This window comes from Paenibacillus wynnii, assembly GCF_030812855.1.
In the GTDB taxonomy this organism is placed as follows: Bacteria; Bacillota; Bacilli; order Paenibacillales; family Paenibacillaceae; genus Paenibacillus_AQ; species Paenibacillus_AQ wynnii_A.
Genome location: NZ_JAUSTK010000008.1, coordinates 138,646 through 156,370, shown reverse-complemented (window position 1 = coordinate 156,370; position 17,725 = coordinate 138,646). Strand labels below are relative to the sequence as shown.

16 protein-coding genes and 2 pseudogenes are annotated in these 17,725 nt (G+C 42.6%); 10 read left to right on the top strand and 8 right to left on the bottom strand.

The window, feature by feature from the left end:
• The first annotated feature begins 34 nt into the window (after positions 1-34).
• Positions 35-244 (top strand): YycC family protein, encoded by a 210-nt coding sequence (locus J2T20_RS10815; RefSeq protein WP_307588176.1) that lies wholly within the window; start codon positions 35-37, stop codon positions 242-244.
• Positions 241-471, top strand: a complete 231-nt coding sequence (locus J2T20_RS10810) for a hypothetical protein (RefSeq protein WP_307588175.1) — start codon at positions 241-243, stop codon at positions 469-471. The genes J2T20_RS10815 and J2T20_RS10810 overlap by 4 nt, the downstream gene beginning before the upstream one ends.
• Positions 472-524: 53 nt before the next feature.
• Here J2T20_RS10810 and J2T20_RS10805 read toward each other — a convergent pair whose 3' ends face one another.
• A complete protein-coding gene (locus tag J2T20_RS10805) occupies positions 525-1,238 on the bottom strand; it encodes a DUF2225 domain-containing protein (protein ID WP_307588174.1) in 714 nt (237 codons plus the stop codon).
• A 29-nt stretch (positions 1,239-1,267) separates the two neighbouring features.
• Positions 1,268-1,657, bottom strand: coding sequence for a globin domain-containing protein (locus J2T20_RS10800; protein ID WP_307588171.1), 390 nt, complete (start codon positions 1,655-1,657; stop codon positions 1,268-1,270).
• 416 nt (positions 1,658-2,073) lie between these two features.
• Between J2T20_RS10800 and ylbJ the strand changes: the two genes are divergently transcribed.
• The 4 genes from ylbJ (at position 2,074) to J2T20_RS10780 (ending at position 7,067) form a co-directional block, all read left to right on the top strand.
• Positions 2,074-3,342 carry a sporulation integral membrane protein YlbJ gene (ylbJ, locus tag J2T20_RS10795; protein WP_307588169.1) on the top strand — a complete coding sequence of 423 codons (1,269 nt, stop codon included), beginning with the start codon at positions 2,074-2,076 and terminating at the stop codon, positions 3,340-3,342.
• Between the two features lie 116 nt (positions 3,343-3,458).
• Positions 3,459-4,262 (top strand): NAD kinase, encoded by an 804-nt coding sequence (locus tag J2T20_RS10790; protein WP_307588167.1) that lies wholly within the window; start codon positions 3,459-3,461, stop codon positions 4,260-4,262.
• A gap of 145 nt (positions 4,263-4,407) precedes the next feature.
• Positions 4,408-5,583: a copper amine oxidase N-terminal domain-containing protein gene (locus tag J2T20_RS10785; RefSeq protein WP_307588164.1), complete on the top strand. Its 1,176-nt coding sequence runs from the start codon at positions 4,408-4,410 to the stop codon at positions 5,581-5,583.
• 35 nt (positions 5,584-5,618) lie between these two features.
• Positions 5,619-7,067, top strand: coding sequence for a S41 family peptidase (locus J2T20_RS10780; RefSeq protein WP_307588162.1), 1,449 nt, complete (start codon positions 5,619-5,621; stop codon positions 7,065-7,067).
• A gap of 80 nt (positions 7,068-7,147) precedes the next feature.
• Here J2T20_RS10780 and J2T20_RS10775 read toward each other — a convergent pair whose 3' ends face one another.
• Both J2T20_RS10775 and lipA read right to left on the bottom strand, forming a co-directional pair.
• The gene (locus tag J2T20_RS10775; protein WP_307588161.1) at positions 7,148-7,717 is read right to left on the bottom strand and encodes a YutD family protein; all 570 of its coding nucleotides are present in this window, start codon (positions 7,715-7,717) and stop codon (positions 7,148-7,150) included.
• A gap of 214 nt (positions 7,718-7,931) precedes the next feature.
• The gene (lipA, locus tag J2T20_RS10770) at positions 7,932-8,831 is read right to left on the bottom strand and encodes a lipoyl synthase (protein ID WP_307588266.1); all 900 of its coding nucleotides are present in this window, start codon (positions 8,829-8,831) and stop codon (positions 7,932-7,934) included.
• A 242-nt stretch (positions 8,832-9,073) separates the two neighbouring features.
• Between lipA and J2T20_RS10765 the strand changes: the two genes are divergently transcribed.
• Complete coding sequence (locus J2T20_RS10765; protein ID WP_307588160.1) at positions 9,074-10,153, top strand: M23 family metallopeptidase; 1,080 nt, start codon at positions 9,074-9,076, stop codon at positions 10,151-10,153.
• 59 nt (positions 10,154-10,212) lie between these two features.
• Here J2T20_RS10765 and J2T20_RS10760 read toward each other — a convergent pair whose 3' ends face one another.
• Positions 10,213-10,884, bottom strand: a complete 672-nt coding sequence (locus tag J2T20_RS10760; RefSeq protein WP_307588158.1) for an alpha/beta hydrolase — start codon at positions 10,882-10,884, stop codon at positions 10,213-10,215.
• Between the two features lie 162 nt (positions 10,885-11,046).
• Between J2T20_RS10760 and J2T20_RS10755 the strand changes: the two are divergent.
• Both J2T20_RS10755 and J2T20_RS10750 read left to right on the top strand, forming a co-directional pair.
• Positions 11,047-11,133 (top strand): annotated as a pseudogene (locus J2T20_RS10755) (3-hydroxybutyrate dehydrogenase); the annotation flags it as partial.
• Positions 11,134-11,321: 188 nt separating this feature from the next.
• Positions 11,322-12,119, top strand: a pseudogene (locus tag J2T20_RS10750) (IS110 family transposase); the annotation flags it as partial.
• A gap of 532 nt (positions 12,120-12,651) precedes the next feature.
• Here J2T20_RS10750 and J2T20_RS10745 read toward each other — a convergent pair.
• A complete protein-coding gene (locus J2T20_RS10745) occupies positions 12,652-13,566 on the bottom strand; it encodes an NAD-dependent epimerase/dehydratase family protein (protein WP_307588156.1) in 915 nt (304 codons plus the stop codon).
• Positions 13,567-14,225: 659 nt separating this feature from the next.
• Between J2T20_RS10745 and J2T20_RS10740 the strand changes: the two genes are divergently transcribed.
• A complete protein-coding gene (locus J2T20_RS10740; protein WP_307588154.1) occupies positions 14,226-14,945 on the top strand; it encodes a type II toxin-antitoxin system PemK/MazF family toxin in 720 nt (239 codons plus the stop codon).
• A 290-nt stretch (positions 14,946-15,235) separates the two neighbouring features.
• Here J2T20_RS10740 and J2T20_RS10735 read toward each other — a convergent pair whose 3' ends face one another.
• Both J2T20_RS10735 and J2T20_RS10730 read right to left on the bottom strand, forming a co-directional pair.
• Positions 15,236-16,837 (bottom strand): abortive infection family protein, encoded by a 1,602-nt coding sequence (locus J2T20_RS10735; RefSeq protein ID WP_307588153.1) that lies wholly within the window; start codon positions 16,835-16,837, stop codon positions 15,236-15,238.
• Positions 16,838-17,049: 212 nt separating this feature from the next.
• Positions 17,050-17,688: a histidine phosphatase family protein gene (locus J2T20_RS10730; protein ID WP_307588151.1), complete on the bottom strand. Its 639-nt coding sequence runs from the start codon at positions 17,686-17,688 to the stop codon at positions 17,050-17,052.
• Between the last annotated feature and the right edge of the window lie 37 nt (positions 17,689-17,725).

Genomic DNA, 17,725 nt, shown 5'->3' with positions numbered 1-17,725 from the left:
AATAAGTAACCATCAGATGACAGGAGGACTTAACATGCGGCCATTACAAATTTCGCCGGAAACGGCTATAGCGTTATCCAAGCAACTGGGTGTCCCACTGGAACATTTAATGCATATGCCACAACATATTTTACTACAAAAAATAGCTGAACTCTCGAGAAAAGTGGAAAATCCTGCCACAGGAGAAGATCTTACCTCTGAATCGAAGACAGATGACCCCTCCGCACGGAAGGATGAGACATGATTCCATTCAGCCATACTTGGCCTTATGATATTATACTGGGCGATATATATGTACAGTACTGTCCGTTCTGCAACACGGAAAACGTGCTTTTACCTATGAAGCCGAAAGAATTACAGACCGTCCGAGAAGGCAAGAAGAAACTGCTGGTCTTCCCCTGCTGTCATGCAAGCCCAACCGTTATAGACAACGACGGAGATTACCTGTTGTTTGACAAATCCGTTAGGTAAATAACATCTATTTCGTCTGTGTAATCCAACGAAACAGGGGAACCTGAGGCTGCTCAGGTTCCCTCTGTTCCGGACAGTAATTCATCAGGATCCATCTTTGCATCCCTCATTTGCTCGCGCAACACACCCCACTGCTCACGTGCCGCCCTGATCATCGCTGCATCCATAATTCTCTGATCATTGATTAGGCGAGAGAACCACATCACAGCCTCAGAGAACTTACCAATACGTCGGTTCAACTCCCCAATAAGATATAGCAGGCGAGCATCATTGCCGCCAACTCCATCCCGCTCATAAACATTAATATACGCATCAAGTGAAAACCGCAAGAATCGCAGTTCCTGCTCGTTCTCCCCGTTATAACGGTACAGCCAGGCGATATGATGCAGTAAACTCGCAAGAATCCGATCCTTATCATTAATGCTCTGTGCGCAGAGCAAGGCTAGCTTGTAGGTCTCCAAAGCCGTTTCCCAGGAGCGGTGGCCATCAAAATGCTTTACTATCCAACGGTTTCCAATGCTTTTTTTAAACGATGCTCGCTGTATCTCTGACAGCTTGTCCGCTGAATTCTCCGTAGAAGCAAAACCGCATTTCGGGCAGACCCGAACAACGTAATAATCAGGGTTTTCTTCCTTGTAGTAGGAGCAGAAATCCGCATCTCGGCGTATTGCCTTTTTGAGACTAGGGCGCACTCTCGACGTTTGGAATTCATGTTCACAATTACAGCACTTTACCTTAATGGAGTACAACGGTATTAAATCTGTCAAATGCCCTCATTCCTTTCACACTACAGCCTTTACTCTTGTTCCTCGGGCGTATTGACAAAATGATGCGCTGGCCCTGCCAGTCGGCTCAAAACGAATGAACGCAATGGCTCCTCTACAGCAGTTTCCTCAAGTGCTTTTTTCATACAATCCAGCCACTCCTCCGCACGCTCCGGCGTTATCGGGATATGCATATGCCTTGCTCTCATCATTGGATGTCCATGAAGATCAGAATATAGCGTAGGACCACCAAAGAATTGGCTCAGAAACTGGTACTGTTTCTCCAAAACAGGAGTTATATCCGCTGGAAATAACGGACTGAGCTTCGGGTGAAGCTGTACTTTTTCATAAAAGACTTCAACTAGGCGATGCAGCCCTTCAGCTCCCCCCAGATTTTCATATATGCTCTCATTTGGATTCATTAGATTACCCAGCTTTCTTCCATATTAAGTATTGCGATCAGTTAATTATAACAAAAAACTTAATGCAATATCCCTCTCATCACAAAAAAGACGCTAAACATTTGTTTAGCGTCTTCGGCAGCTATTAGTAGGTACGAAAATCCTCATCGCCAGGTGGGACAAGGGAGGCACGGATTACATATACAAAAGCACAAACAAGAACTCCGGCTACTACGCTCATCACCATCACTCCATCCTTATTTATCGATGTAAAAAAGGTGTGCATTTAATTAAACTTATTTTATCACAATCTGAAATGAAAAGCACCTCATTTTGTAACCGCTTTCTTATTTTTTTTGTGCTGTTTGTCCACTCTTTTGCATAAATCTAATCATAGATCGCGGAAGATTATTCCTGCGTGTTGAGGAAGTGAATTTATGAAGCTTGTACATACCGAGAAGCGGTTATACGGTCCCTCTTTACTAACTTTGGGACTGGCAGTTTGCCTTTTACTGATGCTGATCTATCCTGAGGCCTCACTGGCAGCTGCTGTGCGCGGAATTGCTGTATGGTGGGACGTGCTTTTCCCCTCGCTGTTCCCTTTCTTTGTAATCTCCGAGATGATGCTTGGCTTAGGTATCGTTCATCTCTTCGGTGCGTTTCTCGATCCGTTCATGCGCCCGTTATTCCGAATTCCCGGTAGCGGAGGCTTCGTCGCGGCTATGGGTTATGTGTCCGGATATCCGGTAGGAGCCAGGTTAACCGCAAAGCTTCGTGAGCAAAATCTGGTCAGCCGGATTGAAGGTGAGCGGCTGGTGGCTTTCACCACCTCTTCCGATCCTATATTTCTGCTGGGTGCGGTTTCTGTCGGTTTTTTCCACGATGCATCCCTAGGCCTAATCTTAGCTCTCTCCCATTACGGAAGCGGCATAGTGATTGGACTTCTAATGTCATTTCACGGAAGAAAAGAAGACTCTGCAAACAAAACATTGTCTAAAACTCCTCCACCTACGGCTGCACAAGGTCTTACTTACCGAATTCGGACGGCATTCTCATCTATGGCTGAAGCCAGACGTAAAGACGGCAGGAGTCTTGGAGAACTGCTCAGGGGTGCTGTGCAATCTTCTTTACAGCTTATTATTGTCGTAGGAGGGCTAGTTGTATTCTTCAATGTACTAATGGAACTATTGGGCAGGGCCGGTATCATGGCTTCGTTATTCACACTAACCGGCCATTTATTAACCTTAATCGGCTGTCCGCCTGATCTGTCCAAGGCTTTAGTAAATGGTCTCTTTGAAGTTACGCTGGGTGCACGATCCGCTGGAGCTGCCGGTGTCTCACTCCCGTTGTATTTTAAGGTGGCAGCTGCGGCTTTTATTCTTTCCTGGGGGGGATTATCCGTACATGCTCAAGTTGCCAGTATTCTGAACGGAACAGGGCTGCGATATCTGCCTTTTATGGTCGCCCGTGCCCTTCACTCGGTTTTGGCAGCCGCATTTGTTTTACTGCTTTGGAAGCCTATTAGAGGTACAGGACTCTCCTCTGCAGGGGCTTCGCTGCCCGTATCTGCCACATTTCCCCCCACACCCTCAGGGATTGTTGCCGCTCTTGGACTCATGGGCCTGCTTCTTGCAGCAACCTTTATGCTGTCACTGTTGATGTTATTCTCAACCCGTATCTTTACGATGCTCCGGCGGAATAGATGAGGTTATCGCGAATTCCCATTGCCGCTTTAGTCCTTTAGACCTTGAAACGTTGTGTTCCGGGTCAAGATTGATTATGATCGGTATAAAACAGAATTAAACAAAGGAGCCTATTCATCTTGAGATACTATGTTCTGGACCGCGGTGACCAACTATCTATGGATTTGGCCGAGCAATTTCATAAACTTGCAGCGGAGCGAAATCTGCAATTGGATGCCGAGTCTCCCGAGATTGTTATATCTATTGGCGGTGACGGCACTATGCTGCACGCTTTCCATACTTTTATCGATCGGATCTCCAGTCTGGCTTTCGTAGGTGTTCATACGGGTCATCTCGGATTTTACGCCGATTGGAAAGCACAGGAACTTTCAACTTTAATCGATTATATGTGCGGTACGGGTGATCCTAAGCCTCATAAACCACGAATTGTAAAATATCCGCTGCTGGAGCTAGAAATTCACAAAAAATCCGGTACAACCTCTCATATTGCGCTGAATGAATTTACCCTTAAAGGTGTTGACGGCACAATAGTCATACAGATCGATATCAATGACGAGACGTTCGAAATGTTCCGGGGTGACGGTCTTTGTGTATCCACACCTTCCGGAAGTACGGCTTATAACAAAAGCTTGGGTGGCGCTATGGTGCATCCTTCGATTGAGGCCTTGCAGATTTCTGAGATTGCTTCCATCAATAATCGCGTGTTTCGGACGATGGGTTCTCCTCTGCTGTTGCCGAAGCATCATCATTGTGATATTTTTTCGCGGAAAGACCAGCGTTTGCTGCTGACCATTGACCACAACAACATTCCTGTGGATGACCTTATTTCTGTGCGTTGCCAAGTCTCGGAGCAAAAAATCAGCTTTGCCCGCTATCGCCCATTCCCATTTTGGAATCGGGTTCGCGAAGCTTTTCTAGTCTAACTTTGCTTGTGAAGGGTCGGAAATGATTTATTTCCGGCTTGTTTATTCTGCCAATCAACAACCACTAATTGATAGACGTAGAGTTTGAAGAAATGGTATAATGATCCTATTTTACATAGAGTTGTATATTAGAGGAGCGAATATTATGAAAAAACTATTATCCCTATTGACGATGCTAATACTAGCCTTTGTGCTTGCCGTTCCAGTCTTTGCCGCATCAAAACCGATTGAAGTGTTTATCAACGATAGTAAGGTTTCGTTTAATGCAGGAGCTCCCTATTTACAGAACGGTTCGGTTCTTGTACCCTTCAGGGCTGTCTTTGAGAAGCTGGGTCTTAAGGTCCTTTGGGATGCCAAGACTGGAACGGTTACAGGCACAGGTTCAGATCTCAACATTCAATTGAAAATAGGCAGCAACCGCGCAAGCATCAACGGAATCATAAAAAAACTGGTCGCCGCCCCTACTTCCTCCAACGGCACTACCTATGTTCCCCTACGTTTTATAGGTGAAGCAACAGGCGGAACGGTTCTGTGGGACCCTACAGGAAAGAGTGTGCGAATAACTACAGCATCATCAATAGCAGCCGATGAAGCTGAACTCAAGAGTTTATTTAACAACATGATTTCATACTTCAATGAAGAGAATTTGGGGGGAATGAATTCCCTGACGGATTCAGAATCTTATTTCTATGATTATGTTTCCAGTCTGGAATCATCATTTAAGACATTTGATATCAAGAGCACCCTTAACGAACTAAGCATTGTTAATCTCAAAGCAGATGAAGCTATCGTTGCAACCACAGAGACCTCCGTCCGTATTAACGGTCCTTACGTTCCCGATCAGGAGGATCAGTACATATACACTTTGATACGAAAAAACGGTAAATGGAAAATATCAGACGTGGAGCTTCAGGAATCAACCATTCTGTTAACATCTGCTCAAGCCTCGAAGCCTGCTGATGCACCACAAGGTGACATTTCGGCGATAAATAACACGCTATCCAATTATTACAAAGCTCTAAATGAAGAAAACATCACAGGAGTAATGGCTACCTTGAATTCCTATGATGAGGAATCAGATGCTGAGTTGAACTCGGATTTAAAGCAGTTCTTCAGCAATAATAATGTTAACTATACGCCAGGCATTTCCAATGTTTTCTACTATAACGGGAATGAAGCTGCCTTGTATGCTGAGCAAAAAACGAAGGAAAAAGATTTAACAGAGACGTATGAGCAAGGGATTATTTATGTATTCACCAAAGCAAGTGACGGTACTTGGAAAATCGATCAAGCTTATACCGTTTTCGATGAATTATTATAATCATAAAATTCAATTATAAAAGGATGTATGCGAATATGAAATTTTCCAAGTTAACGACAGCCCTTCTTAGCAGTTGTCTGGCCTTATCCATTGTTTTTAGTCCGATTGCATCTGCAGCAGACACTGCAGCAGACACTGTACCCGCCAGCACAGAAATGGATATTATTAAAGAAGTAATGGATTATTTAGAAAATTACAATCTTACAGAAGTCGAAAAGGCCGCGCTGGTTCGAGCAGCGATCGACGGCATGGTATATTCGTTAGAGGACCCCTACAGCCAGTATTTCGATGCTGAAGAATCCGAAGCTTTCATGCATCAGGTTGATTTGGAATATGTCGGTATCGGAATCAAATTGCAGTATACGGGGAAAGAGCTCTATATTGAGGAGGTTCTTCCCAATTCACCGGCAGAGAAAGCAGGCCTTAAGCGGGGAGACACGATTCTTAAAATAAATGGTGTCAAGATCGCCGATTTGGACGGTGATGAGATGACTGGGGTTGCTGGCTCCAAGATGACACTGTTAGTACAGAGGAACGGAATTACGAAATCCTTTAGTGTAACTCGAAATGAGATTGCCAGCACTTCAGTAACTGGCACGATCATCGGACCCAAAATTGCCTATGTCGCTATTAGTGGCTTCTCGGCATCTTCAGATGAGGAGTTCACTGCCGTCCTGAAACAAATGCGTGAATCCGGAATGAAATCTATGGTGTTGGATTTAAGAGACAACCCGGGCGGCTACATGGATGCCGCGTTAAATATCGCCTCTGAGTTTATAGACAAGGGTGTCATGATGTATACGGAGGATAACAGCGGAGTATTATCGCCTACTGTTATTACGGATGGCAGTAAAATTAACGTCCCTGTTGTCATTCTAATGAACGAATACTCTGCCAGTGCTTCGGAAGCATTGACGGGTGCGCTGCACGATAATAAACTCGCAACGGTTGTAGGTACAACAAGCTTCGGTAAAGCGCGGATTCAGAGTCTCTTTACACTCTCTAACGGGAGTACGCTAAAGCTTACCACACAGAAATATCTTACACCGAGCAAAGAGGACTTTAATCATATCGGACTGACTCCTGATATTGAAGTACAAGGTAAAACAGCACAGCTAATCACTGCTTTGCAATTGGCAGGAATGACAACCTTGGAAGCCTCTGGAGATAATCATATTCTGAATATTAACGGAGCTCCGTTTGCCGGTAATGTTGGTCTTATTAAACAGGGCAATACGATTTATGCTTCTTCACGGGTACTTGCAGCTATGGTTCAGGGTGACGTCTCCTGGGATGCCAAGAACAAGAAGGTCATTGTCACCAATGGAGCCGGCAAATCCGCTGGATTCGCAATGTCGACCAAAGAGGCTATCTCCCAAAATGATGAAACCTATATTCAGCTGGATTCCTTCAAGAAGAAATTTCCTACCTTGGTATGGAGCTATAATGCCTCTCAAAACCAATTAAAATTGTCGATTAAATAATAAAACAGCAAGCTCCCAGATCATCTGGAAGCTTGCTGTTTTTTTGTGGGAAAATGTATGAACAGACCCTGTCTTTAGCTTTATTGCTGCTGATCCAAGGGCTGGACTTGAGACGGCCTGCCTTGATTTTCGCGCGGTGGGTTTTTCTTGCCGTGAGCCTCTTTAGCTCTGTGCTTCTTACCCTGATGTTCCCTAACAGGCCTGTCCTTCGAACCTCCGTCCTTACTGGAAGACGAAGACTGTTTGATGGTTAACGCCTTGAACTGTTCCTCTTTGGCAGCATCCTCTGATAAAGGCAATTCCGTACCCATGTCCTCCGCAGGTAAATACTCTTGCGGTTCTTTGGTCAGGATGTCTTTATAGCCCTCTACTGGCTGTTCTTTGAGCTTCCGCAGCACAAAATGAGCACAACCAAAATTGCAATATTCATTGATGTAATCCACCATACCTGAAATCGCCGTATCCCGGTTTACCTTGGGGTGGTTATCTCGGTAGAAGCCCTTTAACCGTAATTGGCTGTAACCCCAATCACCAATAATATAGTCATAACGTTCCAGCACCTCGCTGTATCTTCCGCGAAATGCCTCCGGATTCCATCCGTCTTTATGGTCCAACATGAGCTCATAGCCTTTTCCGCCTATAACAATCAAGCAAATGTCGCCTGCCTTTCAAAATGATGTTCTGAAATTTCAGTGACCTAAACGTCACTTCGCGACAAGTTTGAGCTTCCGATCGCTGTTATCCTCTGATTTCTTTTATTAAACCGCAGTAGCGGTTGAAATCCGAGGATAAAGGCGAACGTTTCACTTCTCCAGCTTCAAACTTTCTCTTCGTTCCTTCGGTCACTGAAATTTATTGGGGGGGTTAACCCGAGATTACACGCTCTTCACGGCGCTGGGCAGCAGATTTGACCTGCTCATGTGCGTGATAGGAGCTGCGGACAAGCGGTCCAGACTCAACGTGACTGAAGCCCCGCTTCACCCCCTCTTCCTTCAAACGGGCAAATTCATCTGGATGATAGTATTTCTCCACGTCTAAATGCTTTGGAGAAGGCTGCAAATATTGACCTAAAGTCAAAATATCACAATCCACCGCCCGTAAGTCATCCATTGCTTGTAAAATTTCGTCCCATTCCTCACCAACACCAAGCATGATGCTTGATTTCGTTGGGATGTCAGGTTTAATCTCTTTAGCTCTGCGCAGGAGCTCCAGAGAGCGACGGTATTTGGCTTTGGCCCGAACTCGGTCCGACATCCGTTCCACCGTCTCAATATTATGATTCAGAATATCCGGGTTACTGTTCATTACAATTTCTAAGCTATCACGTTCTCCCAAAAAATCAGGAATCAACACTTCTACCGTGCAGAGGGGAAGACGTCTGCGAATAGCAGCCACGGTTTCAGCAAAGATAGTCGAGCCGCCGTCCTTCAAATCATCACGGGCTACACTTGTCACAACACAATGTCGGAGGTTCATGCCTTCTGCTGCTTCAGCGACGCGTTCCGGTTCCTGCAAGTCAAGTTCGGTAGGCAATCCGGTATTTACGGCACAGAAACGACAAGCACGGGTACAAATATCACCAAGAATCATAAAAGTAGCCGTCCGATTCGCCCAGCATTCGTAGATGTTCGGGCAACGAGCTTCCTCACATACGGTATGTAAAGTTTTGGAACGCATCATACCTTTAATATCTTGATAATTATCACCGGTTGTAAGTTTGATTTTAATCCAATCCGGCTTTGGTTGTTTAGCGCCTTTATTGATCAAAGTAGTAAACCCCGCTTTCGCCTGATAGTTGTTGAAGTTCTGCCTCATATTATAGCATGTGCCGTTGGTAATTGCCTGTTTTTGTGGAAAGCCGCAGTTTAAAAAACAGCCTGAAATAAACTGAATTTTCAAAAGCTTTAAGTTAAAACGGATAAGAAACACCTTTTTTCCTCAATATATAGAAAAGGTTCCTGTCTTCATCCCTGATCTATATTCCAGGCAAAGGAGGTTGTTACAAAGTGTCCCTTTTCAAGAGACGTATACTAAAAAGGTCGCTGTTAAGCCTATCTGCAGCAGCAATCTTGTTTGGATGTTTTGATATTTCCACCTTAGAAGCAGAGGGTAGTTCCCCCCCTCAGACTGCAGGCAGCATTAAGAGCCCTAACAACCAAGGTGACCTTTTTACATCCCGTAAAGAGCTGTACGAACAAATGTCTGCAGTCACCGGCATTCCTTGGTTCCGTTTAGCCGCAATCGATCAATACGAAAGAACAATCGCCAAAAAAAGTAAGGAAAGTCCTCCTGACCCGGGCCGCCTTACTGGAATTACAATCCCTGCCCCTGTGTGGTGCGGCCCGCTTAACCCTGATCAGGATGACAAGTCACCTGCATCCATAAGTTTCTTTCATGGTTTTGGCCGGGATGGCTCTGGTGACGGTATCGCTGATCCTTATAATGATATTGATCTTTTATACAGCATGGCCAGCCATCTGATGCGATACGGTAATTCTGCAAGTGACTTCAGTATAGCTACCTGGGAGTACTATCATTATGGGAGGGCATCACAACGAATCACTCAGTTCGCGACTCTGTACGAGCATTTCGGCCAACTTGATCTAACCGGTAACGCCTTTCCTCTGCCGCTTGGCAAAATTTACTCCTACCGAAGCACTTGGGGTACAGGCCGAAGCTGGGGTGGAGCCCGAATCCATGAAGGGACTGATCTATTCACGCCTCATGGAATGACGGTTCGAAGCACCTGTTACGGCATTGTTGAGACAAAGGGCTGGAATCGTTACGGTGGATGGCGTGTAGGTATTCGAGATATAGATAATCGATACCATTATTACGCCCATTTAGCCGGGTACGAGAAGTCTCTAGCTCAAGGAATGATTGTAAAACCCGGCCAAACAATCGGTTGGGTCGGTAGCTCCGGCTACGGAAAACCGGGCACTCAAGGGAAATTCCCCCCTCACCTGCATTATGGGATTTACCGGGACAGGGGAATCATTGAATGGGCATTTGATCCCTACCCTCTATTGAAGCAGTGGGAGAATGGCGAGCGCCGCGCGTTAAGGAGCAAAAGTAAAAGCCGTTAATGAAATATGCAAAACCGCCAACAGGACACCATAACGGCTATCCTTGTGGCGGTTTTTTTTTATGGATTATATCCAACACTCTCAATAAACTGCAGCACTTCATTCATAATACGGTCACTATCCTCGCAATGGCACACCATATGGCCACTTTTGTCCACGAGCAGCACTTCTTTGCGGGGAGCCATAATGGTATCCTTCAGATACGCAGCACTTTTTGTTTTGACCAGATGGTCACGTTTTCCCTGAACGATTAGGGTCGGCGTCTCAATCTGGGGATAAATTTCAAAACTCTCGCGAACCATCCGTTGAAACTCCTTCGTAGCTTTGGGTGGAGTAGATCCAAACTTGTTGGCGTAATTCTTAAGCATCGAAAAACTGCCTAACGTCTTGATGATTTCTACAGGATTTAGCGGGAATACAGGTGCGGACAGTAAAGTAAGGGACTTGACCCGGGCTTTGTATTGAACAGATAGGCGGGAAGCGATTAGTGCACCCGTGGAAAACCCGATTAAATGAACTCCTTCATTCTCCTTTAAAAGCTTCGTTAATTGCTCCTCAGCACTTTTTAGCCAATCATGCCTGCTGGAATTTAGAAGATCCGTCTTGGTTCCACCGTGTCCCTTTAGTGTAAATGTGGTAGAACGATAATTGTTTTTCTCCATATATTGGGACAAGGGAGAGATTTCGAAAACTCCGCCTGTAAAGCCGTGTATAAATAAACAGCTGTCCATAATAACTCCTCTTCTCATGCTTTATATATCTCTGCACTTTTATATTTGTATTATATAGTTTATATTCCCTTATTTCATTTTTTAAATCAAAGGGACTAGTTATTGTCTATTTTCATCTAACTTTCAATCCTAAAAACCTTTTTGTAAAAACTTTGCCCGGTTTTAAAGTCATTCAAGAAACTTGATATCTTGGTAAATAACGCCGGACTGCAGCATGTACCGCCGATTGAAGACTTTCCGGTGGAGAAACTTCTGATCGATGGCGGTTATCAGCTCAGTAGACTTCTGGATGGTCATATCCCTATCAAGTGGACAGATGAAAAAAGCTATGCAGCCAGTGCGTGCCGATATTCAATTGGTGCGCGCCGTTTGAGTTTTTTTGATTGAATTGACAATGATTAGCTTAATAAATTGGTTAAAAGAGGAAATTAATTTCGTTTGAAAACAGCTTGGAAGGGTTTGAGTTATTCGTAAACTGGTTCCGGAAAATTATGTCGGAACACGGATGCGAAGATGTCGTGGTAGGTATGGAACCCACCGGTCAGTATTGGCTGAATCTTGCACACTACCTCAGAGAAAAGACGATTGTCTTTGGCGTGGTAAATCCGTTGCACGTTAAAAAGAGTAAAGAATTAGACGACAATTCACCAACTAAGAACGACATTAAGGACGCCAAGGTCATCGCACAGCTTGTCAAAGACGGGAGATACGCCGTACCGAATATTCCACAAGGCATCTATGCAGAGCTGCGTGAAGCTATGAAAATTCGCGAACACCTTCAACTTCTCCATCAGATTCCTGGCGTTAATCATTTGCTAGCAATCACAGGAGTCGGTAGAGATACAGTGGCCGGTTTCCTCGCAGAGATAGGCGATATCGGCAACTACCATCATCCCAAACAGCTTATAAAGCTTGCTGGGTTGAACCTAAAAGAGAATACATCTGGAAAGCACAAAGGACAGACCAAGATCACTAAGCGGGGAAGGAAAAGGCTTCGAGCTTTGCTCTTCCGAGTTATAATGCCGCTGGTGGCGAAGAATAGGGCTTTTAAGGCTTTGCATGAGTACTACACCAAACGACCAGACAATCCGCTTAAAAAGATGCAATCGTTAATCGCGTTGTGTAACAAATTAATTCGAGTTCTATTCGGAATTATGAAAAAAGGCCATGAGTTCAGTGAAGTAAAGATGTTGCAGGATATCCCTCGATTCAATGTTTTAAGTACGGCAGCATAACGAAGCAATAGTTCATTAGCGTTCGAACCAAAGCAGTGAAATACAGACAACTGAAGCACTGATGAGTCGGAACGAAACTATCATACGGACGAAGATCCTGTCGGGCAGCATATCTGACCTCCACCTCATGGACAGGTTGAATGAAGGAATGTGGGAGCGTAGACTCTGTGAGACTTGGGAGGGTTGACCTCCATGAGGAATGTGAAGATCCATAAGTGCAACCACAATTTACCTAAGTAACCACTTTCTTCAGACTGTGGTTAAGGAGATGTTCTTTTGCGCTTTTCCTCGTCCCAACATTTTCTTCGATTTCAACTTGATTCCACCATAAAGTCGTCTGCACTGAACGAATAAAATCAGAAACCTAAGATATAACGAGCATTCAAGAGAAAAGTGATTCCCCATAGAGGGAGTAGCGCGTAGCGGTGATATTTGAATATATAATACGGTTCACCGCGCTGTCTGTAGCGGCAAGTTTTAAGGCCATTCTTTTTACAGATGTCCTTTTTTTGTAGAATAAATCCCCAAGATATTAGTACCATGCTTTCTCTTGCTCAGTCGGTGTATAAAAAATACTCCCGTGGGCATTGAACCATTCGTATGTTTGGCGTATTCCATCCAAAAACGTTGTTGTACTATAACCCGGTATGCGGATAATTTTGTTCACATTTAGGGTTAAGTCATCATTCCGAAAAGGAAAATAAGTCCTCGCGCTTACTTTCGGATCATTGACATAGCGAATAATAGGTGTCGTTTGACTGACCTCGGCTAACAGCTCGATATATTCCTGAAACGAATAGTATCGATTCTCTCCGATGTTGTATGCTCCCGGCGCAACGTCCGATCTAAATATGAGATGTTCAATAAAACTTGCGATATCCTCCACATAACAAAACTGCACTCGGGTTTGCCCGTCTCCCGGAACGAAAACAGATTTTTGATGGAGTAGCCGCGCCCAAATAAATTGCTCCCGCTCAAGATAATTATGCGGTCCATACACATATGGTGGACGAAGAATGAACAATTGCGATGGCATATGCTCACCTAATATTTGCTCACATTCATACTTCAAAGCACCATAATCACCCCAGATCGAATCTCCCCCGCCAGAAGCATTTTCGTCAAAAGGAGGAGCGGACCCTTCTCTGTTATATACGGCCGCAGAGCTAATATAGAAATATTTTTGCGGCGGCTTCTTCAAGCACGTAAGGACGCTATGAATATCCGACGGCTCATAAGCAGAAACGTCTACAACGATGTCGTAATCTTCTATAAGGGCTTTCGCTAGCTCTTCTGTATTTCTCCTGTCGCATTTAATAAGATTGATTCCGGGGATATCAATCGATCTGCTCCCACGGTTTACCATCGTAATATGTCCTCTACCCTGCAGCCTGCGCACAATCGACAAACCAATAAAATAAGTACCTCCAAGCATTAGTATCTTCATGGTTTCCCCCTTGCAAAATATAAATCCAAACGGTTAAGCGTCCTATCGTTCTCATCATTTCACTTTATCACTTTTAAGCTTTTATGCAATAAAGCGCTTTTATGCAATAAAGCTTAACATATGGGGTGTTTCCTGCAAAGCATATATTTAGAAATGACGCAAAAATTCCTTAGTTTGTCGGTAACCTCTCTGATTCACATATCAAAAATAAGAAAAAACTTGCTCCTACTTATGATACGGTTCAGCATATCACTCTAGGGAGGCGAACACCCTCTGATAAGAGTTTTTTTATTTTTCAGAAGCTTTCCTTTTCGATGTACCCATGAATAATCCCCCCCTGATTTAAACTTTCATTTGTAATTGTATTATTTCTTTCGTAATTTGGCATCACAGAAAGTTCAAAGAATCAGAAGGCACATGAAACTATATGGTTTCATTAATAGGTTTAAAATAGACTCTTTTATTGCCATCAAAACATCGGATGAGCTTGTCAATTGCCCCTTTGAATTAATTTAACTGACTTTCCAAAGTTCAATAGGAGGGAATGAGCGTTGATTCGAGAATAGTTACTTTATGACGAAATAGCTTTGTTACTGTCGAAACTCGTAAGCTATTAACGTCTTTTAGGGAAAGAATTTAAACCAGAAGGAGTAGTGAATTTGAAAGCTCAACGAATTAAAGAAAAATTATTAGCAATAGAAACCTTGACTCCAGCACCTAAAAGTAGAACAGATGCCGAATTGGTTATTGACATTCGAGAAAATCTAGACAGACTTTTTAAAGTTCTGATTGATTACCGTCTTGATTACGGTTTAAAATGGGCAGGTGGATTGCTAAGGTATGTCGATGACAAGGAGGATAAAACAACCTCCAAATGGACATCTGACCATTGGGAAAGAGGACATGTTCTGGAAGTAGACTTCTTTGGACACTTTAAAAATGAGCTTACTTTTGCCCATCCTTGTGTGGTCTTATATGACAGTGGTTCAACATGGATATTAGTAGCACCGATCTCAACACCTCGACATGGAGATAACAATCCATTCAGTGTTAACATCGATGAACAAGACGGTATGAAGCATCCTTGTGGGGTATGTATTGATGCTATTCGGGTAGTTGATAAAAGAAGAGTTTATTATCAACATAAAAAGCAAGATCGATCCAATTCAAAATTACGTCCAGAGATACTTGATATAATTGACGAAAAGATTTTGGAATATTATCTTCCAAAAACACATGAAGCTTTTCTTAGAACAAAAGCAGAATTAGCTAATGAAAAAAGACAGCATGACCAACTCAAACAAGACTATGAAGCCCTAAAAAAAGCATATGAAGATTTAATTTCTAATCCTGTAAAAGCCACTTCAAATTCAGCTTGAAAATTAATGCTCTTTGACGTATAATAACGTTACAGAAAGTGCATTTTATATTTTGGGCTCTAGCGCCCCGCGCAATTAAGCGCATGCATCAAATGAACGGTTTCTTGGGCTTAACGCCCCGCGCAATCAAGCGCTCAGAAAACAACCTTTTTTTTAAAAGGTTGTTTTCTTTTTAATGTGACTACTTTTTTTATGAACAACACAGTTTTTACCATGCATTATTAGAACTAAATATATGAATTGAAAATACACTTTTAATGATATTTTAATTGCCGTAAAACAACCAAAAATTATTTATAAGAGTCCTCCCAAGTTGAAAATAAAAAATCAGCCATTGTGCCTGCAAGATTTACTGCTAATTGGGCATGTCTTTTTAATGGCTGAGGTGTAAAGTGACTTCTTCCATGTGCATCACTCAATTTATTACGAAGTGATCCTATTCCAACAATAACTGACGTACAACCGCCCAGTATTTGTTTGAAAATAGCCTCATGTTGATTGTCGGGGGACAGATTCAATGCAGACTGTACTGCTTTATACAATTGATGCATCTCAAATTTATCATCATACGGTATACCTTCTTCATCCAAGATGAATTTACATACACTTTCTAATAATGTACGAGCTATTGTTATTGCACCTTCTGGGTCCGATCCTCTTCTTTCTAAAGCCTTCCTCCACGCTTCTTGAATATACTGCACATTGACATTGTTACTGAAAGTATGATTAATAAATTTATCTGAAGGAACAATGTTTTCAGTTCTATTCTCCGCCATATTGCAATAAGCCACGGGCATAAGTGAGGTAACATTATCAATTAGATTATGAATTTCTTGAACGCTTAATCCCTTTTTAGCCAAATTCACTCCAAATCGATGACGAAATTCATTACAATTAAACTTATATATTTTCCCTTCCTCATCTCGTATCATACATCTTTCAGCAAATTTTTGTAGATTTCTGTAAAGAGTTATTCGTAATATCCGGCGTCCTTTAGCTTTACCCTCAAATGTTAAAAACATTAAGCTTTCGGGATTCATATTGCCTGGAAATAGCCGTTTAATTAGTTCTTGGTGATCTAAAATTCCATTAATCAGGTCATCATTATCTATTGGTACAAAATGTGGAGTTTTTCCTTTCTTATCTTTTTTTATCCAATATCCATCGTTTTTTTTCGCCACGGCATCGAGTCTCAAAGTCAGAACCTCATTAGCTTTAAATCCAGTTGCTTCCATCAATAAAATAATAAGTCGATAGTTAGAGTTCAGCGTATCGATTTTTTCAATAACCTGATTCCACACGTAATCACTCAGATACTTATAATCATCAATATCTTTTGGTTTTATCCTAGGTCTATCTTCTTGATATATTAGGTTACGTATAGGTTTTTGTGGAGCCTCATTCCATTCGTATCTCTGAATGAAAAACAAAAAATTCTCCAGTGTACTGATATATCTCATTATACTCTCATCTGTCATTGCATTATTTTGTTTAAGAAAACCACCACCCATTGGTTGCTTTTTAATAAAAATAAGATATTCTTCAATATCATTTCGATTTAACTCGTTTAGATCAACCCAATTTGGATGCTTAAATACAATAAATCTAAAAAAGGGTGTTAAACCAAGTACATCACGGCTTGCAGTTGTAAAAGTTATTGAGTCATATGTAAGCAGGCGTTCTTTTACATATCTTTTTACAATACTCCTGAAAGGGGTATCAATTTTTCCAAAGGATACATAATAATCGGCAGTCGTTTTATTGTAGGGTATCCCTAAGTTTCGAACATCCCACTTATCTTTCTCTATTTCCGAACGATATTGATTTATGTCAATCTGCCTTGAATTCTCTCCGAATTGGCTCACTTTCGCCATTACTTTGTTTACTTTCATTCCACACCCTCCTTATTGTATTCTAATGCACAAGATGGTAATAGGGCAATAACACCTGTATCATTATAATGCTATTTGAAAACCTCTAGAAACTTAGTCCTAGAGGATTTTTTTAGTGATTTATATCCTTGCTTTCTACCGTTACTTCCACTCGCCGCTTTACCAGTATTTGTGATACGGTTCTCCGCGCTGTCTGTAACGGCAAGTTTTTCTCAAAGTAAGCTTAACAATTCATCTAAAGTGAAACGGCCTACAATCTCATAGCCGTTTCCTTGCCCTTTTGGTTTTACAATTACGGTGCCTAAGTTTGAGATTCCCCCTAGTCCAACCCCTTGAGGGAAACTGTGAGCGATGATAACTTTGTTAGTCCTAGGGGAGGGTAATACTTCTAATACAGAAGTTAAGTCATTTAAAATCCCTTGCTGCTCGGCGGGAGGCAAGGAACCACTTAAATTATATATTCTAACCCAGAACGAATCGGTTTGAACTTTGCTCTCACCAAAAGCCAATTCTGCGGTTTCCTTTGCTCGGCAAAAGGGACTAGCTAGAACCGGAGTTTGGACTGGAATTTGCAAACTGTGCAGCGCCTCACCAAATTTTTCAGCTTGTCTTCTCCCAGCCTCAGAAAGATTTCTTTGGGTAGAACAATCATTGAAATCAATTCTCGGAATGTCCTCTCCTACTGTTGCCTCTCCGTGCCTAACATAAAGAATATAACCACCCTGACGAAGTGAATTTAGCAACGAGGGGTCTACTGGCCTAGATTTCAAAATACCTCCTGACGCTTCAACAGACTGCGTGTGAAACATGAGGAGTACGCAAAAGATACTGGTGAAAAAAAGCCTTTTCATAATTTAAATAGCTCCCTTCGGGTTCGTAAGTACCATG